The 24,001-nt window shown below is 39.1% G+C and carries 12 protein-coding genes; 10 read left to right on the top strand and 2 right to left on the bottom strand.

Going from position 1 to position 24,001, the window contains the following annotated elements; genetic code table 11:
• Positions 1-175 precede the first annotated feature (175 nt).
• Both ACO052_RS19430 and ACO052_RS19425 read right to left on the bottom strand, forming a co-directional pair.
• Entirely contained in the window at positions 176-2,509 is a 2,334-nt protein-coding gene (locus ACO052_RS19430) for a TonB-dependent receptor domain-containing protein (RefSeq protein WP_422105463.1), read from the bottom strand.
• Between the two features lie 81 nt (positions 2,510-2,590).
• On the bottom strand, positions 2,591-3,676 hold the full coding sequence (locus ACO052_RS19425; RefSeq protein ID WP_422105462.1) for a helix-turn-helix domain-containing protein: 1,086 nt from the start codon (positions 3,674-3,676) through the stop codon (positions 2,591-2,593).
• A gap of 11 nt (positions 3,677-3,687) precedes the next feature.
• On the opposite strand from ACO052_RS19425, the gene ACO052_RS19420 reads away from it, so the two are divergent.
• From ACO052_RS19420 to ACO052_RS19375, 10 genes are all read left to right on the top strand, one after another.
• Entirely contained in the window at positions 3,688-3,813 is a 126-nt protein-coding gene (locus ACO052_RS19420; protein WP_422105461.1) for a hypothetical protein, read from the top strand.
• A gap of 192 nt (positions 3,814-4,005) precedes the next feature.
• Positions 4,006-5,133 (top strand): helix-turn-helix domain-containing protein, encoded by a 1,128-nt coding sequence (locus ACO052_RS19415; protein WP_422105460.1) that lies wholly within the window; start codon positions 4,006-4,008, stop codon positions 5,131-5,133.
• Between the two features lie 92 nt (positions 5,134-5,225).
• Positions 5,226-6,482 carry a S41 family peptidase gene (locus tag ACO052_RS19410; protein WP_422105459.1) on the top strand — a complete coding sequence of 419 codons (1,257 nt, stop codon included), beginning with the start codon at positions 5,226-5,228 and terminating at the stop codon, positions 6,480-6,482.
• 21 nt (positions 6,483-6,503) lie between these two features.
• Positions 6,504-7,604, top strand: a complete 1,101-nt coding sequence (locus tag ACO052_RS19405; RefSeq protein ID WP_422105458.1) for a serine hydrolase domain-containing protein — start codon at positions 6,504-6,506, stop codon at positions 7,602-7,604.
• Positions 7,605-7,755: 151 nt separating this feature from the next.
• Positions 7,756-8,454: a hypothetical protein gene (locus ACO052_RS19400; RefSeq protein WP_422105457.1), complete on the top strand. Its 699-nt coding sequence runs from the start codon at positions 7,756-7,758 to the stop codon at positions 8,452-8,454.
• Positions 8,455-8,919: 465 nt separating this feature from the next.
• A complete protein-coding gene (locus tag ACO052_RS19395; protein ID WP_422105456.1) occupies positions 8,920-9,291 on the top strand; it encodes a hypothetical protein in 372 nt (123 codons plus the stop codon).
• Positions 9,292-9,412: 121 nt separating this feature from the next.
• Positions 9,413-11,221 carry an ATP-binding protein gene (locus ACO052_RS19390; RefSeq protein ID WP_422105455.1) on the top strand — a complete coding sequence of 603 codons (1,809 nt, stop codon included), beginning with the start codon at positions 9,413-9,415 and terminating at the stop codon, positions 11,219-11,221.
• Positions 11,211-11,864 (top strand): response regulator, encoded by a 654-nt coding sequence (locus ACO052_RS19385; RefSeq protein WP_422105454.1) that lies wholly within the window; start codon positions 11,211-11,213, stop codon positions 11,862-11,864. Before ACO052_RS19390 ends, ACO052_RS19385 begins: the two co-directional genes overlap by 11 nt.
• A 107-nt stretch (positions 11,865-11,971) precedes the next feature.
• Complete coding sequence (locus ACO052_RS19380) at positions 11,972-21,799, top strand: BspA family leucine-rich repeat surface protein (protein WP_422105453.1); 9,828 nt, start codon at positions 11,972-11,974, stop codon at positions 21,797-21,799.
• 22 nt (positions 21,800-21,821) lie between these two features.
• A complete protein-coding gene (locus ACO052_RS19375) occupies positions 21,822-23,999 on the top strand; it encodes a T9SS type A sorting domain-containing protein (protein ID WP_422105452.1) in 2,178 nt (725 codons plus the stop codon).
• Positions 24,000-24,001 lie beyond the last annotated feature (2 nt).

Below are 24,001 nucleotides of genomic sequence, written 5' to 3'. Positions count from 1 at the left end.
AAATTATAAATCGAATAGAGATTTAAGAGTGCATAACAAGTATATCGTATCCTTTAATTTTATGATTAAACTTATCTAATATGCTCAATAAAAAGTTTATTGTTCTTATGTTCGCACCACTAAATAAAGCCTAAGGATGTAATAACTACAGCTGCGAAAGCAAAACTACTTAAATTCAAAACTTATATCTAAACGTTACATACATGCGTCTTGTGTTGATTTTTGAGTCATTAAAAACACTTAAATTTTCATCGGTTAGCGTAGTTTTTTCTCTGAGGGTATCAAAGATATCGGTAATGACCAGAGCTATTCGGGCATTATTTTTCCAAAATTTATATTCTAGTCCTGTGTCTAAATAGTAAAGCGCATCTATCTCTCCCTGAGGTGTATTTTCTGGAGCATTGTAACTTCCGAAAATTTGGGCTTCTAGATTATCGGTCAGTTGAATAGTTGTGGTGCCTTTTATTTGATAAACGACTTTCTCGGATGTGTCAATAAAATCGTCGTCGAAGGATCGCTTGTATAAGAGTCCACCTAATTGCTGAGACAGCCATTTTGTGATATTGGTTTGAAAGCTTAAATCTAAGCCATAATGGTACATATTATTGATATTAATGGGTATGGTAAGTGTGATGCCATCGTCTTGCAGTGCTGTCACTCTCTGGATCATGTCATTATAAAGGGTGAAAAATAACGCCGTTGATAATGTTATTTTGTTAATTCTAAAATTGAGACCTGTTTCCATATTGTAGAAAATTTCTGGGCCCAGCTCTGGGTTTCCAATAGACACATTGAATGCATTAGATATGTTAGGAAAAGGGTTTAACCTATTGGGAGAAGGGCGATTGATCCCTTTTTTTAATGAAAAAACAGCATTGGTATTATCAGAAAAGTCATAGGCGACCTTTAAACTTGGGAAAAATTTAAAATAGCCATTTTTAAAAGTTTCATCAATACTTCTGGATTTATAAGTGTTATCCCAAACTTCTAATCTTAAGGCAGTTTCATAAGACCATTTGTTTACTGACCATTTGTACTGCCCGTAAATAGAGGCTACAAGGTCTTCATAATCGAAAACATCATTAGAACCATCAATGCTTTCATAGCTATCATTGTCGTTGTTGTATTGTAAGGCGTTAAATGTCTGATTTATTTTTCTGTAGACGCCTTGCGCCCCATATAGTAATTCCGAATGGTCATTGAGGGCTATTTTGTGTTCTAAATCTAAAAAAAGCCTGTCATTTGTATCTACGTAAAAGGTTTGAACACCATCAATAAATTCATCAGCTTCAGTAGTAACTAATTCCTCTCTAAGAATAATTTCATCTTCGACAGAATGCACATAATCTAAAATAATTGATAAACTTTTTTCCTCGGAATAGTTAGAATTGTATTGTGCAGTAACACCCCATCCTTCATTCGTTTCAGGTTCTTTAATATGTCCAACTCGGCTTTCGGCAAGAGCAGTACCAATGGTTGATATTGTTCGCCTGATTTGGTTATCGTCTTTATCCCTACTGCGGTAGTTGCTCGATAGGGTGATGTATTCATTTTCATTGAAGTAATAATCCAAACCTAATTCTACATTATGCCGCTTGTCAATTCTTTCTCCGGTCTGTCTTTGATCGATGTTTTGTTGACCGTCCGTAACGATTTGATCTCTGATATTAGAGTTTTTGCTTAATCGTTTTCTGTGGCGAAATGTATAATCCATAAAGAGATTAAAATCACCGGTTCTATAGTTGATTTCAGGAGAGATATGGTACCATTCGTCACTTCCATATCCAGCGTTGAAATTTCCATTTAAACCTGTCTTGGCGTCTTTTTTCATGACTATGTTTACAAGGCCTCCTGCACCACTTACAGACCTTACTACCGACGGATTGGTAATAATCTCTATGCGCTCAACAGTGCTTAAATCCAGCTGGTTTAAAAAGTTCTGTCCTTGGGCTGCCACAATACCGGAGGGTTTTCCGTCAATTAAAATATCAATGTCATTTTTTCCTCTAATACTTATATGACCTTCAGTACTTACCGTAACTGTTGGGATCTGTTTTAAAATATCGGTAGCGGTGCCTCCAGAGGTTAACACATTTCTAGACACGTTGATCGTAATTTTATCTGCAGTTTGCCTTACAGGAAGTTTTTTGCCAGCTATAATGACTTCATTTAACTGATTAGACGTTTCAAACAATGTAATGGTCTTCAAGTCAATTAGCTTGTCTTCTTCGATACTTATTTCTTTGAAATACAGCTCATAACTAAGATGTCTAATTTCTATAAGGTATGTTCCTGAGGCTATATCATTGAGACTAAATGCGCCATTACTATCTGAAATCGTGGATTCAATAATTACATTTTCACTTCCATCATTTAATGATATTAGTTGTATCGTGGCGTCTTGAATGGGATGGGTTTTCAAATCGACCAAAATTCCTTTTACGGATATATGCTGTGCAGAAATGGTGTTGACCGCAGTCAGTAATATGATAACAAGCCAGTACTTCATAGCGTATGAATTAAATGACGAAAGTATTTGGTATGTATTTAGAAATCGACCTAATACATGAATTAAAACCGTTTTGTTATGTTAAAACCGTTTTGATTGTCTGTATTGGGATGGAGTTTGGCCTGTATTCTTTTTGAATGCTGTATTAAATGAGGATTTGGAATTAAAGCCCGATTTGTATAAAATTTCCAGAATTGTTTCTTTATGATGTGCCTCATTCGTTAAATAAGCTTTAGCCTCATTAATCCTATAGGAATTAGTAAAATCGTAGAAGTTCTTGTTTAAGGATTCATTGATGACCTGAGAAATATCTCGCATCGGTATTTCTAAAGCTTGGCTTATATCATTAATGGTTAATGCCGGATTTATATATGGTTTTTCATTAGAAAAATAGTCTTCAACTTTTTGTACTATACGAGCCTTCATCTCCTGTGTTAATTTCGATGCAGTGTACTTTTCGGCATGAAAAGAATCATTGTTTTCAAACGATAATTCAGGAAGGTTTAACAAATTGTAAAAGATGTATACGACGTATGAAAAATTAATAAGTACGGAGAAAAAATTAAGGTTTGCTCTGGTAGTTGCATTATCTAAATGAAAAAACGCAAGGATAGCCGAAGTAAAGTCAATTAATGACGTCATTATAAAGGCTATTAAAACATAAACGACCCAATTTAAGTTTACATCGGCCAAATTAGATAAGAACAACTTTGCTTTTGATCGATATAAGATCAGGTCATTTAGAGCAAGGGCGTAATAGATAAATAATTGGATAAATAAAATGATATAGCCGTACTCACAAAATATATTATCTGAAATAATATAGACTATAAAAAAGAATATGAATGGTATGATATGCCAAATCATATTTAGCTTTAATTCTAATTTTTGCGTTAGAATGGATCGTATAAAGAATAATATGAGTGGTCCAAATAAAAAAGCAAACGAAAAACCAACTTCGTCAAACCATGCTAATGATATGCCTAATACACGTTGTATGGGATTTAATAAATAATCGATGAGATAAAGCCCATTGGCCAAAAAGAAAATGGCGAGCAAGCTATGGCGCAAGCTTCTTTTTTTATTCGATAACAGATACAACATAAAAAGGAACAACAATATTACCGTGACGGTAGCAATAATATGAGTGATTGTTGTATTTATCATGCCTTAAAATTATGAAAAAACTACCCAACCATTTCATTCGAATACAGGAGTCTAGCATTGTGAATACTAATTTTGTAGAGGCCCTTGTTCCTGTTGGCTATGTCGATTTTGAGTTGAAAATGAAAGATGGTCATTAGATGCGCATTAGCGATAGCTATAAACAGGAGGTCTTGAAACAATTAGAGTTTTAATGATGTATTAGAATGATCTTGTAACAATCCTAACAAATGCAGCTCTTTATATACTGAGTGCTAATAGTCTCGTCAATAGCTCGCAGATATGAAATAAAAACTATCTTAGAGTATTCTAAAAATGCATATAGATAAACGATGAAGATAGACTGGTTAGGTATGTTTATTCTCTTTGGTATTATCCAAGCAGTTTTGGTCATATTAATGGTTTTGAGAAAAAAGCATTACGGAATGCATCGCGCATTTATCTGGATGCTATTAGCCCTCACCTTAATGCAAATAGAATCACTGTTTTTAAGGTCAGGATATTTTGAGAATTTTGTGTATTTATCCAATACCTCGCGACCATTAATTTTCCTACTCGGCCCATTCTTGCTTATATATGTACATCATCTACGTGGTGAACGATGGTCCTTAACCAAAACCGTGGCACATTTAATTCCTTTTATATTTTATCTAGTGTATTCCTTTAATTTTTTCTTACAACCTAGAGCAGTAAAATATAATACCGTCGTTACAGAATATCATCCTAATCTACAAGCCATTAGTGCAGTAAGGCCGTTTGAAGCAGATCCTTGGGACATTCAAGGGTTTATTGTGGTGGAGTTAATTACGGTGCACCTTTTAATCTATAGCTTTATGGCACTTTTTACTGTAAATCGATCCAAGGCTTATTTTAAAAACAACAACTTTGAGCACTTGTATTGGTTGAGATACCTTAGTCTGCTTTTTATCTTTGGGGGATTAGCTTTGTTTTTCTCGCAAGGAGGTGTGGTCAATGGCTATACATTCTTAAAGAGTCCTTTTCCCTCATATTCGGCAGATCTGGTCAGTACGTTTAGTATTTATTCCTTTATGATTTATCTCATTATTCGTCCTAACACACTCATTAAAACAAATAAAAAATATAAGACCTCAAGTTTACCTGCAAATTATAAGAAACAAAAGCTATCGCGTTTATTAAAACTAATAGAAGAAGAGCATTTATATCTTGAAGCCAACTTTTCATTGAGAACCTTATCAGAAAAAAGTGGCCTGACCACACATCATATTTCACAGATTTTGAATGAAGAATTACAAATTTCTTTTTTTCAGTTGACCAATCGTTATCGTGTAGAAGAAGCAAAAAAAAGACTTAAGGATAATGCGAAGCATATTAAAATTGAACAGTTGGCTTATGATTTGGGCTATAAGTCTAAGTCCACCTTTTTCAAAGCGTTTAAAAGTACGACTGGATTAACACCTTCGGAGTACCGTAAGGACTAAAGAGTATTTTTCAATCGATTTGCACTCATTTTTGACATAATTATAGAATTCACTTTCGCTCTACTTATACATTTGTTTCAAATACAATAGCCATGAAGCAAATATTTTTCTTGTTACTCTTATCCTTTTTTTCGTGCACATCACAAGAATTCAAAAATCTAGATCATATGAATCCTGTGAAGTGGGAAGCAGATGTCAATCAGCTAAACGACATTATTCAAAATGAATTTAAAACCTTTCAGCCCGAACTCAAGGACAAGTTTGATAGCAACACTAAACAACTCATAAGTGAACTCAATCAATTATCTAATGAGGAGATTACAATACGTCTAGGGCAACTCATTGTTGGATTAGAAAATGGGCATACCGAGATAAGTGCTATGCAGCGGGTCGCCAATTTTAAAAGGATGCCTTTGGCGATGTACATATTTAATGATAGTATGTATATTTATGGTGCACAGAAGAAGTATCAACACATTATCGGCACGAGGGTTGTTAAAATTGGTCGTAAAACACTAGATGAAATACTCAGTGCACTAAAGACCATAATGACTCATGATAACCATTATGAAATTTTGTATGCAGGTACAACGTTTATGCTCAGCCCAGAAGTACTCAAGTTTTTGGATATCATAGACGATATGGCTCAGGTACAATTTGAATTAGAGGATAGTTCAGGTAGAATTATCCATGAAACTATTATTCCCCTGTCAATAGCAGAATACAAAGCTGGGGATTGGGTATCCTACACGCAAATGAATGCCATACAACCAACACTTTCCCAAAAAAATCAGGGAAAGGATTACTGGTATAAATACATTGCAGAACACAATGCCATGTACATGTATTTTGGGCAAGTCAATAATCAAAAAGGGGAACCTTCTTTAAAGAAATTCTTTAAAAATATGTTTAAAGAAATCGATAACACCAAGGCACAAAAACTTATCGTAGATCTCAGGTATAATACAGGAGGAGATAATTCAAAAAGCAAACCTCTAATTGAGGCCATTAAGAAACATCCATATCTTAACAAAGAAGGTAGGGTTTATGTCATCACAGGGCGAATGACATTCTCTGCAGCCATGGCTACGGCAGTATTTCTAAAAAGACAAACCAATGCCATACTTATTGGAGAACCTTCAAGAGGAAACCCTAACAAGTCTAATAATGTTGAGCACAAGCGACTTAAAAACTCTGGTTTGCTAGTAGAGTACACCACCCGAATTATCAAGCATTGGCCAGAGCTTGGTGACTTAGATCATGTGCCCGTAGATATTGAAATTTTAAAACGTTTTGAGCATTATCAGAAAGGTGTAGATCCTGTTTTAGAATATATCGTTAAGAATTGATACCTATTAAACCATAAATAGATGACAAAATTTGTAAAAAAAATCAGCTTTATATGCTTTTTACTATCCCTGAGTACATATGCTCAAAAATTATGCAGTAGTGATAATACAGATAATTCAAATCGTCATGAAGACATAGAAGCTTTTGAAAATACCATAATGGATGCTCGTAAAATGAAGTTTGCGGGGTCTGTTTTAATTTCAGATGAAAACGGCATCGTATTGAGCAAGTCCTATCAATTCAAAAAATCTTTAAAAGATTGTAATATAAGCCCCAATGAATCGTATTGGATCGCCTCTTTGAGTAAGCATTTTTGTGCAGTCGCGATTTTGAAGTTAGCAGAAGAGGGTTTACTGAGTTTAAACGATCCCATTTCCAATTTTCTAGATCATGTGCCTAGTGATAAATCTGATATTACGCTTCATCAATTATTAACGCATACTTCAGGTATGGCTGATAATTATGTGGCTGATGGTATTTCGGATAGGGATAAGGCGATTCAAAAGATTTTATCGGATGACTTAGTTCAAAAACCAGGAGCAACATATGCCTATTCAAATCAAGCGTACAACCTCTTGGCTATTATTGTAGAACTGACGAGCAAAACATCTTATGAAGCCTATCTGCACAATACCTTTTTTAAGACGTTGAACTTGACTTATACGGGACATGCCGGGGATCAATCCCAGTGGAATAAATTGAAAATGGCAAAAAAAGGGAAGGGGGCTTCCAGACGAATCAAAGAGAATCCGCAACTTTGGGAAACAAATTATGGCTATAAAGGATCAACCGGAATTTTAACTAATCCTACAGATCTATTTATATGGTTCAACGCCTTGTACAACGGAAAGCTTCTGTCTAAGGACAGTACAACTTTGCTTTTTACAGAACATGTAAAGAAGAGCGATAAAATTTTTTACGGGTATGGATGGAACTTCTTTGAAGATTCCATAGGTAAGGTCATCGTTCATTCAGGGGATGATGATTTTATAGGTCATAGTGCAACCCTAAGGTTTTATCCAGATGTAAAACGCCTCTATATTGTAACATCCAATACAGGAGGAACCTATAAAAAACGCCCTATCGCTCAAACGTTATCATCTCAGCTTAAAAAGCTTTAGACCTTAACGATTAAACCATGAAAACCTAAGCTATTACATAAGCTTTATAAGAGGAATATTTTTATCCAGAATTTAGAAGTATATTGTCAATCGTTAGGAACAACGGAAGAAGTGACAAAGAAAAAATAGTGATTCAAATAAAATGTTTAAAATGAATAAGCAGTTAAAGAAACCATCAAAAATGAGTTGGAAGTATGTGATGGGAGAATTACTACTCATCGTTTTTGGGATTTTAATAGCGCTTTATATTAATAACCTAAATGAGTCCAGAAAGTTGAAGGATTTTGAAAACAAAATCGTTTCTGAAATTGAAAAATCTCTAACTAGCGACTACGATTTTCATATCACATCCAGAATAACAAGAGCTGAGCAGATTATTCAATCTTCTGAAACCGTATTGGAATTTTTAGATGGGAAAATTAAGTATAATGACTCCCTAGAAATTCACTTTTGGCGCATAAGTTGGATAGTTATTTTTGAACCCAAAAGTATACCTTTCGAAACGTTAAAATCAAAAGGTATTGAATTAATATCAAATGAAGATATTCGGAAAAGTTTGCTTGAGCTCTACGACTACACCTATCCAAGAATTAATTATTTTACTGAATCCTTCAATAATTGGTCGACTAACAGGGTCGAACCCTATTGTATAAAGAATTTTGCAATCAATAAAGGGGATAGAGGTAAAGCTTATAAACCCATTGATATTGATCAAATTAAAAACAGTATTGAATATAGAAATCTTGTATTTGAGAAAATGACCAAAACCAATCGACTTTTGGGGCGAATGAATAGAGCAAAAGATAATGTTGGTGATCTATTAATGCAATTAAAAAAGCAGAAGCTGTAGCCGACAAAATATACAGCGGTCATCATGGCGATGTGCTATCGTGTCACATATATAAGACCAAATTGACGCATAAATACTTAGGTTGCAATACGACTTCATGTTTAAACACCAGCAAGGATTCTAACACAATTATGAAGGTTCTTATCTCTTTAGTACACTTAATAAAAAATACCAAAATTTGATAGAGTTTAAGTAAAACAAAGTGTACAGTTTAAGAGTTGTAATTGTAGTATATTTAATCGATCACTTTTGGTCCTTCGAATGGTTGATTTAAATCATTCATAAACTTCAATATTGTACCTGTCCAGCTCACCTTAAAGAGTCAAAATGAACACACTTTAGAACATAGAAGGCACAAAATTAAGTACTTATACCTAGTTTATAAGTGGAAGCACCTATTTTTTAAATTGAAAATCAGCCCTATTTTACACTACTTTAATTAATCAATTAATTCATTTATTATTGATGCAGGTAGTATTGGCACATAGTAACGAACGCTCCAGGAATACATTAAATACATTGCTTCTTCAGAATGATGTCCGCAGAATAGCCGTTTTTAAAAACGGATTTGAGACCTTGGCTTATGTGATACAGAATAAACCTAAAATTTTGATAATAGAAGAAAACCTGCCTGGTTTAAATGCTAAAGACATTGAAACTGCCTTGAGATTTAAAGGTATAAAAATCAAAACCATCATTTTAAGCCCTTATGATAATGATTCATATATGTTTTTTCTTTTAAGACTTATTCGCTATTGGCTAGGTATTGGAGGGCTTCCAGAAAAAGTAGATTTCCTTCTAAAAAGCAAATGCAGAAATCATGACTCCATGTCTTAGTCTTACAAACGATCTTAGCTATATAATGAAGAACATAAATAGTTATTCTTATATGCCTTTAAGGAAAAATAACTTGGGCAGCAGATGGTTTTTAACGTCATTATAATTTGTAATTTTAGCTTTGATTGATAAGGTGAGGTTAAAATTCAACATATACGTTTGTCTGTTTTTGGTGTTCCATATTGGTTTTGGACAAGAGAAAACCATAGACGAAGAGGTGCTTCAAAATATACCTGTTAAAAATGTGAATAAGACTCTCGAAGAACGATTTAGCATGTATTTCAGGGGACTCAGCCTGTTGGATAAGGCTTCCGATTCTGTAAAACTAAAATTTTACGATGCCTACTCAAAGGAGCTAACCCTAGAAAAAATCTATGAAGAAGCCATTAATCTTTGTCATAAAGGTATTGCGCTCTCTAAAGCAAGTGGGATCGATTATGGTTTATTTGACTATTACAACAGATTATCCTCAAATTATCCCCGTGTCAATAAATTAGATAGTGCCACTTGGGCCTACAAAAAGGCACTGAAAGTCACAAATAAAGTTGGCACTGTTCCTCCCTATTATGATCTTCCCGTGGCTAACAATTTGGGGTACCATTATTACTTGAACCTCCAGGCTTACGATTCTGCATTACATTATCTTAATTATCGTCAAAAGTATCCTAAGGATATCATTTCTAAAGTACATTTCTATTACAGTATGAACGATAATGTGGCCTTAGTCTATATGGCACAAAACGAATTCGAAAAAGCTAGGAACCTTTTTAAGGAGAATTATGCTTATTATGGTAGTGATGATGCATTTCATTTCGATCAAGAGCGTTTCATTAGGGCAGGGTTGCAGTGGGCAGATGCTGAAATGCATCTAGGAAACCTAAAACTAGCAAAACGACTAATCAGCGATATTGGGCATATATTGGATACCATTTCTTACTATGATCTCAAACACCGATCCAAGTTGTTATTGTTGCAGACACAAATGGACTATGCCCGCCGAGCATATGATTATACGCGCTTTCATGAGCTCAATAGTGTTTATCATAAATTTAAGGATAGCTTAGATAGCGCCGAATCCATGAAAAGACAAAGTGATCTTACACTCTTAAGGCAAATTGGTCTTCAAAATGCAGAGAACAATCTAAAAAATGAACAACGTATTAGTGATATCGAAAAAGAAAATCTCAGATTAAGTCTCAATAATAGATCTGCAAAAATATATTGGATATTATCTCTGGTTATTTTATTATCTATATTGATTTTTACATTTTTTTATTTTAAAAGAGTGCGAATATATTCAGAAAGCAAGCAAAAATTACAAGAACAATTCTCTCAAGATCTTATTAGTGCACAAGAAAAAGAGCGTACGAGACTGGCAATGGAGCTCCACGACGGTATAGGACAACGCTTGATGTTATTGACCAGAAAGACCAAACAATTCAATAACCATTCTATGGATGATCTGGCACAGGGTACCTTAGAAGAGTTGAGAGCGATCTCAAGAGGCCTACATCCCGCGGTTCTTGATCGTCTTGGGTTTAAAAAAGCGATTGATGCCCTGATCAAGGATATTGATAAGGACTCTGATATCCTTTTCACCTCGGACGTTATAGATATTGGTCATGCCATTCCTAAAGATGTAGCGATTCATCTTTACCGTATGATTCAAGAGTGTTTAAACAATATTATAAAGCACTCTGAAGCCAAATCGGCTTCAATTACAATCGAAAGCGATGGGTCTTTAATCTATACGCGAATTACGGATAACGGAATAGGCTTTGATGTATCCCAAGCTTTTAAAAACAAAATGTCCTTAGGGATGAAAACCATAAAGGAAAGGGCGAAGATTATTAAATCCCAATTTAAGATAGACAGTAATGATGCTTTAGGAACCACAGTAACCATAACAACCCCGATTTATGACAATTAACAAGAAAGATATCTCCATTGTGGTCGCTGATGACCACCCCATGCTTCTAAAAGGCCTATTTGATGAGCTCATAGAAAACGGTTATAATGTTGTCGGGCAGGCCGATAATGGTATGAAGGCCCTAGAATTAATACTAACCTTAGAGCCAAAACTGGCCTTGCTCGATATAGAAATGCCTTTGCTCAGTGCATTCGAAGTGGTTAAAATGGCCAAAGATAAACTCACTGAAACCAAGTTTATTCTACTGTCCTATCATAAAGAAGAAGAATATGTGTTACAGGCCAAAGCCTTAAAAATAAATGCCTATTTACTAAAAGAAGACTCATTTTTCACCATAGAACGCTGTATTGACAAGGTCATTAACGAGGAATCGTTTTTTAGTCCTCATTTAAAAAATACCCTGCTAAGAAATACCAGCGATAAATTGAAACAGTTTAGCCAACTGACGGCCTCGGAGATCTCCATCCTAAAACGTATAGCGCAGAGCAAATCCTCAAAAGTCATCGCGGAAGAATTAGGGGTGTCTATAAGAACTATAGATAATCATCGCACCAACATTATTAAAAAGATAGAGTTGTCCAAGGAAACCAATACATTGACCAACTGGGCACTATTGAATAAGAAAGCCATTTCCGAACTTTAATACCTGTTCTTAGGTAGTACTACCTAGATAATAGGTAGTTCTACATGTTTCAGAGGGTTTTATTTGGGGATAATTTTGAAGCCTAAACTTTAAAGTACCCCTTTAAGATGAGAATAGTCTTTTTAAAACCCTGTTTTAGACTAGCAGCTCTCCTGAGTATTGGTCTACTGATTACCAATAATCTAGCAGCACAATGTAACGATATAGCACAAGTCTTGGCAGGGCCCCGTAAAACCACGGCCGCTCCAGCTACACAAGGGCAATGGTTCACTCCACAGTGTACTGGAACGATTCAGTCCATTTCTTTTTCCACCGACTATGCACCCATTACGACCTCCCAAGCAAGATTCCGGCTCTTCAGAGCTAGTGGTGGTAGTACCTTTACATTTTTAAGGAATATTACATTCACTATTCATCAAGAAACAAGTCAGCGCAGATCCTATACCATTGATCTGGACGATGTAGATGTCACGGCAGGAGATCAATTGGTCTTTAGTGTTTCAAATGCTGAGGGCGCTAATTTGACGGAATTTTTCGGGAACTTCTATCCTTTTGGGGCCATGGTAGAAGGGTCTGATTTAAATGATGACCAGCAACCGCTTCGAGATCTTAGGTTTACGGTAGACTATAAAGATACTGTTGCGCCAACAGCCATCTGCCAGAATATTACTGTAGCACTAGATGCCAATGGTACAGCAAGCATTACCGCCGATGATATCGATGGTGGATCCTTTGATAATCTCGATGGTGGCTCGGGAATCGCATCGCTAAGCATTCCTCCAACAACGTTCGATTGTTCAAACCTAGGAAGTGATAATGTCGTAACCCTTACCGTAACGGACAATGAAGGCAATCAAAGCACCTGCGATGCTACCATCACTATTATAGACAATACAGGTCCGGTCATTAGCGGTGCAACAGACGATATCACGGTGAATACGGATTTGGGCGGATGCACGGCCGTTGTAAACTATGCGGACGTCCATACCGTAAGCGCTACGGACGCATGCGGCGCAACATCGACGATTACGATAAGCGGAGGGGATAGTGGTTCGGCATTTCCTATAGGAACAACTACAGTGACTTATACTGCTACGGACGATTCTGGCAATACAAGCCAGAGGAGTTTTAATATTACGGTCGTAGATGCACAACCCAATGCGGTATGCCAGGATTTCGCCATTGCTAGTAACGCTGGCGGATCGACGACCTCGGTACCAACGGATTTTTTATTTATCCCGCAGGCCAACTATGGGGATGTCACGTTTTTATTGGATGGTACAGCGTTTAATGCAGATATCACCTCAGAGGACCCATCAGACATTTTAAGGGGCTCAAGCGATACATGGAATTATGAAGAGTTCGCCTTCACGGTTCCGTCCGATGGCCTATATACCTTTACCCTGTCTGGGGACTCTGGTTCTAACCTTATCATTTGGGACGCCCCTATTGTTCCAAACAGTGGCCCTTTCTTCAATCGCGATGAATATGTGGGTAATGTCACCTATGCTGCCAATGGCAGTGTAACATTATCTAGTGGTACAGCAACGCCTAACAGCGGCCTATTTGATCTCGATGCAGGTGTATTGTATTATATGTCCATCATTGGATTGGATCCTGGCGATTTTTTCAGTGGGACGCTTCAGGTCGATACGAGCATCAACGGGAGTCTGTCCCAAACCTATGATTGTTCATCGGTAGGAACTGCCAAGACCTTAAGAATCATAGACCAATGCGGTAGGGAGACTTCCTGTACGGCCAATATTATAGACGATACGCCTCCGGTCGTTAATGGTATCATCAGCGATATTAATGTTAACGTAGACCCAGGTAAATGTACGGCCCTTGTGGATTTTGATGTGCATACCATTAGTGTTACGGATAACTGTACACCTACGCCAACAATATCAACCAATGGAGGCGATAGCGGAACCGAATTCCAGATAGGATCCACGACCGTGACCTACATGGTGACCGATGATTCTGGCAATACAGCCGAAACTAGTTTTGTAGTTACGGTTACAGATCAACCTTTTGCGATTTGCCAGGATCCTACGATAACACTGGACGGTACGGTCAATAGGATAGCGCCAAGCGACATCTTTGCGGGAGATCTCATTAACTATGGCGATATAGATGTATTAATGGACGGCACACATTTTAATACTGAAATTACGACTGCTTCACCGACAGATGATTTTGGGGATGGGGTTACTCCAAATATATATAGCTATCAAGAATTTGTCTTTCAGGCACCTGTATCGGGAAATTTCACCTTCAACCTGTCAGGAAATACAACCACTGATCTTGCGATTGTCTTATGGGACGCTCCTATTATACCTTTTAGTGGTGAGTTTACAAGTAGGGACGAATATATGGGATTGGTCGTGTACAGGTCTGATGGCACTATACCCAATGCCGATGGCACAGTGCAACCCAATACAGGGACTTTTGCCTTAAGTGCTAATACGCGCTACTTGATGTCTATTGTGCGTCTTGGCCCAATATCCGATGGGGATTTTGAAGGAGTACTACAGGTGGATACTATCATAAACGGGAGTCTTTCCCAACCCTTAGATTGTCCTTTATTTGGAACACTGACAAAGACCTTGACCGTATATGATGAATGCGGAAGAGTGGCCTCTTGTACGTCCAATGCCACGATAATAAACAATATCTGTTCGGGCACCGTACCGGATATCATTGGGGAAACACAGGCCGATGCCGAGGCTGCTATTATCGCTGCTGACTTCACAGTAGGCACGGTGACCCAAGAATTTAGTATCTCTTGTCCGATAGGAGAAGTCATTGTTCAAACACCAACAGGTGGTACACAAATGCTCGCAGGGCAAGCCATAGATTTTACCGTTTGTGCCGGACCAGATCCAGATGCTTTCATTACTAAATGGCAGACCAACTCCGATAGTCAGGAGATTACAATACCATTAGTAATTAATTCGGGATCCTTGACCATTGAATGGGGAGATGGTATGGTTGAAACCGTTTCAGAAAATAATCCTTCTCATACCTATACCACAGCAGGGGAATATCTTGTTTCCGTAAGTGGTAATATAAGTTTTATTCGCTTTAATAATCTAGGTGACCGCACAAATATCCTAGAAGTGACACAATGGGGTACTAGCCAATGGACCTCATTTCAAGACGCCTTTTATGGTTGCGAGAATCTCGTAGTAACGGCGACAGATGCCCCAGATTTGACCAATACCACAAGTTTTCAAGATACGTTTCGAGGCTTGTTATCAACCACGCAGAACATTGAGCATTGGGATATGAGTACAGTCAGACAAACCAATGGTACATTTAGGGATTCTGGCTTCAATGGTGATATTAGCGGATGGTATACTGGCAATATTAAAAATATGGATGCCATGTTTGCCAATGCCCCAAACTTTAACCAAGACATCTCTGGTTGGGATGTGTCCAGTCTGGAAAGAACGGTGAGTATGTTTAATGGAGCAGTGAGTTTTGACCAAGATCTTGGCGCTTGGAATATTTCGGTTTTGGATACTGCAACTAATATGTTTACAGGTGTTGCGCTATCCGTACAGAACTATGACAGTCTATTGATCGGTTGGAGTAGCTTGGATGCCAATCAGACTACTATACCCAGCAATGTGAATTTTAGCGGTGGGAACAGTCCCTATTGTTTTGGTGAATCGAGCCGTAACATTTTAACTGGTTTAGGGTGGAATATTACAGATGGCGGCAAAGGCTGTGACCCTTTTACAACCAAGTGGAATATTGATTCGAGTGACGAGCTTGTATTACCCATAGATGCCGGCAATAATGGGTATCGTATAGATTGGGGAGACGGTACTATTGAAAGCAATACCAATAATCACACCTATGCCGAAGTTGGGGTATACGAGGTACAAATTGCAGGAAATCTAGAGACCTTTAATATGGCGACAGCCGGTTTTAACACCGCGAGAAAGCTTTTGGAGGTAAGTCATTGGGGCTCCAGTGCCTGGACCTCTTTTAACAATGCATTTTTCGGATGCGAAAACATGGACGTAACGGCAACAGATGCCCCAGACCTGTCCAATGTAACGAGTTTGAGGGGCATGTTTAATCAATGTCGTTCCCTTGTGGGGACAGCGGCATTTTCCAGTTGGGATTTAAGCAATGTTACAGACATTAGCTTTATGTTTAATAATGCCGAACTTTTCAATCAGGATATCGGCGTTTGGAACGTTGGCAATGTCACGAATATGTCTAATACATTCTCAGCGACCGAAACCTTTAACCAAGACCTTAACACTTGGGACATGAGCAGTGTGCAAATAGCAGAATACATGTTTGCCGAAGCAGAGACATTCAATGGGGATATTGGTAATTGGAATTTGGAAAGCCTGGAATATGCAAAAGGGATGTTTATAGATGCTCATGTCTTTAATCAGGATATCAATTGGACCCTGGGAAGTTTAATCGATGCGCATGACATGTTCAGGGACGCCCTATCTTTTAATGGTAATCTCAGTGCCTTAAATATGAGTACTGTCGAGGATTTTTCCGGAATGTTTTTTAATGCCTTAGTCTTTAATCAGGACATTAGTACTTGGGATTTGAGCAGTGCTCAGAATATATCAAGTATGTTTCGAAATGCCCAAGCCTTTAATCAGTATATAGGCGATTGGAATGTAGGTAATGTCACTGCTATGATCCATACGTTTGATGATGCAACGGCTTTTAATCAGGATATAGGCGATTGGAATGTAGCTAATGTTACTTCTATGGAAGGTATGTTTAATGGAGCAGTGAGTTTTGACCAAGATCTTGGCGCTTGGAATATTTCGGTTTTAGAGACTGCAAGCGATATGTTTTTGGGTGTTGCACTGTCTGTACAGAACTACGATGATCTATTGATTGGTTGGAGTACTTTGGATGCCGGTGAGAACGCTATACCGAACAATGTGAGTTTCAGTGGAGGCAATAGTCAATACTGTCTTGGTGAATCGGGCCGCGACATATTGACCGATCTTGGATGGAATATTACAGATGAAGGCAGAAGCTGTGACCCATTTTTTGTTACCAAGTGGAATATTGATTCGAGTGATGCGCTTGTATTACCGATAGATGCGGACAATAATGGATATCGCATAGATTGGGGGGACGGTATTGTTGAAAACAATACCAATAATCATACCTATGCCAACGCTGGTGTATACGAGGTGAAAATTGAAGGACATCTACAGACCTTTAATATGTCGGTAGCCAGCAGCGGCAACAGACTAAGGCTTTTGGAGGTAAGTAATTGGGGCTTAAGTGTCTGGACATCTTTTGACAGTGCTTTTTCTGGCTGTGAAAATATGGATGTAACCGCAACAGATGCCCCAGACCTGTCCAATGTTACAAGTTTAAACGGCATGTTCAATCAATGCTTTTCCCTAGTGGGGACAGCGACATTTTCCAATTGGGACCTTAGCAACGTTACAGACATCGGCAGTATGTTTAATAAGGCTATACTTTTCAATCAGGATATAAGCGATTGGAATGTTAGCAATGTCACTACTATGGCTAGCACATTCGAAGGGGCCCAGACCTTTAATCAGGATCTCAATTGGACGCTGGGAAGTTTAATCGATGCATCTAATATGTTCAGAGAGGTCACATCTTTTAATGGTGATCTCAGTGCCTTAAATATGAGTACGGTAGAGGATTTTTCCGAAATGTTTCGTTCTGCTCAAGCCTTTGATCAGGACCTTAGCACCTGGGATTTGAGCAGTGCTCAGAACCTAACAGGGATGTTTCGAAATGCACTGGCATTCAATGGGGATATTGGTAATTGGAACGTAAGTAATGTAACAAATATGGAATCCATGTTTTTAGGAGCAACGGCTTTTAATCAGGATATAGGTGCTTGGAATGTAGGGAATGTCACTTCTATGAGCGGAATGTTTTTAGGGGCTACTGCTTTTAATCAGGATCTCAATAATTGGGATATGAGCAACGTCGAAAGAACTGAATACATGTTTGCCTTAACAGAGGAATTCAATGGTGCTATTGGCAATTGGACCCTCGAAAGCCTTGAGAATGCAGAAGGGATGTTTCGAGATGCTGCTGCTTTCAACCAGGACCTAAATAATTGGACTTTGGGAAGTTTGGTTAGAACTAAGGAAATGTTTCGAGAGGCCACAGCATTTAATGGCGACATTCGCAATTGGGACACTAGTACTGTCAATGTCATGGCTAGTATGTTTGAAGGTGCAACAGCCTTCAATCAGGACATTTCGGGATGGAACACAGGCAATGTTGAAAATATGGTCTCCATGTTTGAAGGTGCAACAGCCTTTGATCAGGACCTTGGAGGATGGGATATATCGACACTAACCCTTGCATCTCATATGTTCGCAGGGGCGTCACTCTCATCAGCAAATTACGATGCCCTATTAATCGGTTGGCAAACCGATGACAGCGGTGTTGCGGGAGATGGCGACGATGACGTGCCAACTAACATTGCATTCCACGGCGGCAATAGCCAATACTGTCTTGGTGAATCGGCCCGCAACATATTAACCGGACTTGGATGGAATATTGCGGATGGCGGCAGAAACTGTGATCGCTTCTCTTTTATTACCAAGTGGAATATTGATTCGAGTGATGAGCTTGTATTACCAATAAATGCGGACAACAATGGATATGTTATAGATTGGGGGGACGGTACTATTGAAAACAATACTAATAATCATACCTATGCCAACGTTGGCGTATACGAGGTAAAGATTGAAGGAAATCTACAAACCTTTAATGTGTCGACAACCAGTATTAACACTGCGAGAAAGCTCTTGGAGGTAAGTCAATGGGGCTCCAGTGCTTGGACATCTTTTTTTGTTGCTTTTTCTTTCTGTGAAAATATGGATGTAACCGCAACAGATGTTCCTGATCTGTCCAATGTAACGAGTTTAAATGGCATGTTTAATCAATGTTATTCCCTTGTAGGGACACCGGCATTTTCCAGTTGGGATCTTAGCAATGTTGAAGACATAGGCAGTATGTTCAATAATGCCCAACTTTTCAATCAGGATATCGGCACTTGGAATGTCAGCAATATCACTAATATGGCTGGTACATTCGAAGGGGCCCACGTCTTTAATCAAGACCTTAATACTTGGGACATGAGTAGTGTACAGACAGCAGACTATATGTTTGAAGATGCATTCGCGTTTAATGGGGATGTTAGCAGTTGGAATCTAGAAAGCCTCATAAATGCGGAAGGGATGTTTAGTTCTGCCCAGGCCTTTAATCAGGATCTCAATTGGACGCTGGGAAGTTTAATCGATGCCTCTAATATGTTTAGTGGTGCTGTCGCCTTTGATGGTGATCTCAGTGCCTTAAATATGAGTACTGTTGAGGATTTTTCTGGAATGTTTAGAGCGACCTTAGCCTTTAATCAGGACATTAGTATTTGGGATTTGAGCAGTGCTCAGAACCTAACAGAGATGTTCCGAGATGCAATAGCATTCAATCAAGATATAGATTCTTGGAACGTCAGTAATGTTACGGCAATGGAAGGAATGTTTCGAGGGGCTACTCTTTTTAATCAGGATCTCAATACATGGGTTGTGGATAATCTCGAAACGACTAGAGATATGTTTAGAGATGCTACATCGTTTAATCGAGATATTGGCAATTGGAATACTAGTAATATTATAAATATGCGGGGAATGTTTCGAGGGGCTACTCTTTTTAATCAGGATCTCAATACTTGGGACATGAGCAACGTCGAAACTACTCAAGAGATGTTTAGAGAAACCACTGCGTTTAATGGTGCTATTGACAATTGGACCCTTGAGAGCCTAATAAATGCAGAAGCAATGTTTAAAGAGGCTACTGCTTTCAACCAGAATCTTAATAATTGGACTTTGGGAAGTTTGGTTCGAACTAGGGAAATGTTTCAAGGGGCCACAGCATTTAATGGTGACATTAGCAACTGGAACACTAGCGCTGTCAATACCATGGCGCTTATGTTTGAGGGTGCAACATCATTTAATCAGGACATTACGGGATGGAACACAGGCAATGTTGAAAGTTTGAACAGCATGTTTGAAGGAGCTACGGCCTTTAACCAAGATATTGGTGGATGGGATTTATCGTCATTAGAACGAACAGATAATATGTTTAATGGCGCAACAGCCTTCGACCAGGACCTTGGAGACTGGGATATATCGGAACTATATGATGCACGTGATATGTTCGAAGGGACGTCACTCTCAACAGCAAATTACGATGCCCTATTAATCGGTTGGCAAACCGATGATAGCGGTGTTGCAGGAGATGGTGATGATGATGTGCCTCCTGCAATTCTATTCGGTGGGGGCAATAGCCAATATTGTCTTGGGGCGACGGCACGACAAGATTTAATAGATACCTATAGCTGGACGATGGTCGATGGCGGATTGAATTGTCTAATGACGATCACGTTAAGCCCCAAGGTGTACTTACAAGGGCCCTCCCTAAACCCCAATGCAGGGGAGGAGACCTTGATGCGAGATGACCTAAGGGCAAACAGTCTTTTACCTTTCACATCGCCCTACAGCGATGGATTAATAGCTGATGGTTCGGTGTTCTCTGTGGTGGGTAACGAAGCTATCGTAGACTGGGTATGGGTAGAACTTAGGGACAATGATGATAATACAATTGTTGTAGATAGCCAATCGGCCTTATTACAGCGCGATGGTGATGTCGTGGATATCGATGGTACATCTCCGCTAAGATTTGATCAGAGCCAGGGCAGTTACTATGTTGCAGTCAACCACCGCAACCACATAGGTATCATAAGCGGTTCTGCCATTTTCTTGAGTAGTGCGGCGATAACAGTAGATTTGGCTTCGGATGCCAATACTGTAGAGGGCGGCACCAACGCTGTGCTCGCACTTGCCAATGGCAAGTACGGCATGTACACGGGTGACTACGACGGCAACGCCCAGATTCAGAACACGGACGCCACGACGGTGGTCCAGCTGATCGGCAGCTCGGGCTATGACGAAGCGGATATGGACATCAATACCCAGGTACAGAACACGGACGTGAACGCACTTATCAACCCCAACATCGGTAGGGGAGAGCAGTTTGGCAGACCACCAGCGGGAGTGTTATCCACAGATGTCACCTTAAGTTTTGCCAACGCACAGATTACCAATGACGGTACTGATGATTACTATGAGGCTGATATCATGATAGAGAGTACAACGGGTTTCTATGTGGGTTCAGGACAGGTCTATGTCGATTATAATACCTCAGCCTTTGGTGAGAATGTATCGGCCAACGCGGCTATAGAATACAGTCAGCCAGTAGGCTCTATTTTAGGCTATGAATTCTCAGGCGTCCCATTTGCAACACCAGCATATAAGGATTTTATACAAAATGACAACACGACCTCACGGGTTTCATTATCGTTTCAACAGAATGTTGCCTTGGTAGGTTTGGAGTTTGCTCCAGAGTTGGAGGTAGTACCAACGGCCAAGGTATTGTTTCATATCAAGATCCGCTATGCAGATGCTACAGCAGATGCAGCAATTTGTTTTTATAATGACGGGGTGTTCCAGGATCAGTTCTTTACGGCCTGTGGTGGAACCAGTATTGCTGATTGTACCAATGCACCAGGAACGCAGATTACCAACGATACTTACGATTGTACCGGAGCTGATGTAAGCACATTAAGTCTTATGGAGTTCAACAACGATACTATCGTATTACATCCTAATCCTGTACGCACGAGCTTCTATATTAAAGGACTGGAAGCAGTGCGTGAGCTACGTGTTTATGATATCAATGGCAGAATCATTCTAGAACGAAAAGGAGTAGAAGAGGATCAACCGATAGATATGAGTGGTTATGATGATGGGGTTTACCTTGTAGAGATTACTAACGAGAATAGATCAGCGATCAAACGCCTAATTAAAAAAAGCAATTAATACTTGCCCTAATACCAATACGATGAAAAACTTTAGATATATTTTAATTCTGGCAATCCTATCGTCAACTAATCTCATAAGTGGTCAGGATATTACCTTCACGTTTGCCAATGCACAGATCACCAATGACGGCACTGACGATTTCTATGAGGCCGATATCATGATAGAGAGTACGACAGACTTTTATGTGGGCTCAGGGCAATTGTACCTGGATTATAGTACGGCAGCCTTTGGTACCAACATATCGGCCAACGGGAATATGGAATACAGTCAGCCTGCAGGTTCGATTCTTGGTTTTAGTTTTGGTCTGTTTTCACCAGCTTATAAAGATTTCGTACAGAATGACAACACCAGCTCTAGGGTGTCGCTATCCTTTCAGCAGAACCTTGCTTTGGTAGCATTGGAAACGGCACCTGTAATACAGGTCACGTCAACCCCCAAAGTTTTACTTCATATTAAGATGCGCTATGCCGATGTGCTTGAAGATCCTGCTATTTGTTTCTTCAGTGACGGCGTATTCCAGGACCAGTTCTTCACAGCCTGTGGTGGTGCTGGTATTGCAGATTGTACCAATAGTCCTGGGACTCAAATTACCAATGACACTTATGACTGTTCGGGGACAGCGCTGAGCACAGCCTATATTTATAATAACGGATGGACACCCTCGGATCCCAATGGAGTATCTACGGCTTCCGATGATATAAATATCGTTGCTGGCAATGTGACCATATCGTCCAATACGAGTTGTGATAACATAACTATTAGTGCTGGTGCAGGTATCATGGTTAATAATGGGGTAACCCTTACCACAGCATCGGGGATGGTCTTGGAATCCACCTCGACGAGCTACTCGAGCCTGATCTCGGACGGCACGATTACCGGAACAGTCACCTATGAGCGCCATGTGAACCAAACAGCGTCAACGGGTGGTAATGATCTCATCACCCCACCCTTATCCGGACAAGGCTTTACGGATTTTATAGCCAATAACACTAATGTGGTCTCCAATGCCGGGAATACCTTATACCTGTTCGGGCCTTTTGATAAGACATCAGGGACTTACGTGACCTATGCCAGTACGGAATCGGCAGCATTGACTTCGGGTGTGGGCTATAGGGCTGCGACTACAGATAATGCCACTCTCAGCTTTGACGGGACCGTTAATCAAGGTACGGTAAACACAGCCGTATTTAATTCGGGGCCAAGTTTTAGCGAATGGAACCTGATTGGCAATCCATATCCGTCTTACCTCAATGTCCAGAATTTTTTGAACAATACCAATAACATGAGCGTATTGGATGCCACTAACGTGGGCATCTATGGCTATGACGGTGATGCCTCTGATGGTTGGGTTATCTATAATCTCAACACGACGGACGCCAATACCATCATCACCCCGGGACAGGGCTTTTTTGTCGCTGTGAGTAGTAATGCCTCGCTAGAATTTACGCCAAGTATGCGTCGTCATGGAGATAGTGATGACTTTATTACTGGGCGTCAAATGACAAGTAATCAACACCTGAGATTGCAATTGAACAACAGTAGCGATACCATCTCAAATACAGATTTTTATTTCAATCTCAATTCTACCAATGCATTAGATCCAGGATACGATGCTGCAGTATTTGGGAATACGGCAGATGATTTTGCCATTTATTCACATCTTTTGGAAGAGAACCAAGATATAGATTTAGCGATTCAATCCTTACCGGTAGATAGGTTAACGGATGGTATAATTCCCTTAGGGATCAATGCCAATGCAGGTCAACAATTAACCATACGAATAGCCAATTCTAATTTATCTGAAAATGTTGATGTGTACCTCATAGATACACAAGAGAATACCTCTACACCATTGAATACACAAGATTTTGTAATAACACCGGTGGAGGATTTAAGCGGAACAGGACGCTTTTATATGGCCTTTAATGAAGTGACATTAGGAACAACAGACAACGATTTTAATACGCTAAAGGTATATACTCTAAATCCACAGAGAAAGTTGATGATTAAAGGCCAAGTGGACCAACAAACCTCTGCCGTATTATATGATGTTAATGGTAGAGCTATTTTGACCGAGGATTTAAAAACAAGGGTTAATTCTAATGAGATGGATACAAGCGGTTTACAATCTGGGGTATATATGCTTCAGTTATCAAATGGTGTAAGTTATTACACTAAGAAAGTAATAATTGATTGAGG

This window comes from Winogradskyella sp., from assembly GCF_965228925.1.
In the GTDB taxonomy this organism is placed as follows: domain Bacteria; phylum Bacteroidota; class Bacteroidia; order Flavobacteriales; family Flavobacteriaceae; genus Winogradskyella.
This window is presented reverse-complemented; position numbering and strand designations above follow the sequence as displayed.

Excerpts from the sequence above, each read along its gene's own strand:
- ACO052_RS19430 (WP_422105463.1), bottom strand. The coding sequence starts at position 2,509 with ATGAAGTACTGGCTTGTTATCATATTACTGACTGCGGTCAACACCATT.
- ACO052_RS19410 (WP_422105459.1), top strand. The coding sequence starts at position 5,226 with ATGAAGCAAATATTTTTCTTGTTACTCTTATCCTTTTTTTCGTGCACA.
- ACO052_RS19380 (WP_422105453.1), top strand. The coding sequence starts at position 11,972 with ATGAGAATAGTCTTTTTAAAACCCTGTTTTAGACTAGCAGCTCTCCTG.
- ACO052_RS19385 (WP_422105454.1), top strand. The coding sequence starts at position 11,211 with ATGACAATTAACAAGAAAGATATCTCCATTGTGGTCGCTGATGACCAC.
- ACO052_RS19395 (WP_422105456.1), top strand. The coding sequence starts at position 8,920 with ATGCAGGTAGTATTGGCACATAGTAACGAACGCTCCAGGAATACATTA.
- ACO052_RS19425 (WP_422105462.1), bottom strand. The coding sequence starts at position 3,676 with ATGATAAATACAACAATCACTCATATTATTGCTACCGTCACGGTAATA.
- ACO052_RS19420 (WP_422105461.1), top strand. The coding sequence starts at position 3,688 with ATGAAAAAACTACCCAACCATTTCATTCGAATACAGGAGTCTAGCATT.
- ACO052_RS19415 (WP_422105460.1), top strand. The coding sequence starts at position 4,006 with ATGAAGATAGACTGGTTAGGTATGTTTATTCTCTTTGGTATTATCCAA.
- ACO052_RS19400 (WP_422105457.1), top strand. The coding sequence starts at position 7,756 with ATGAATAAGCAGTTAAAGAAACCATCAAAAATGAGTTGGAAGTATGTG.
- ACO052_RS19405 (WP_422105458.1), top strand. The coding sequence starts at position 6,504 with ATGACAAAATTTGTAAAAAAAATCAGCTTTATATGCTTTTTACTATCC.
- ACO052_RS19375 (WP_422105452.1), top strand. The coding sequence starts at position 21,822 with ATGAAAAACTTTAGATATATTTTAATTCTGGCAATCCTATCGTCAACT.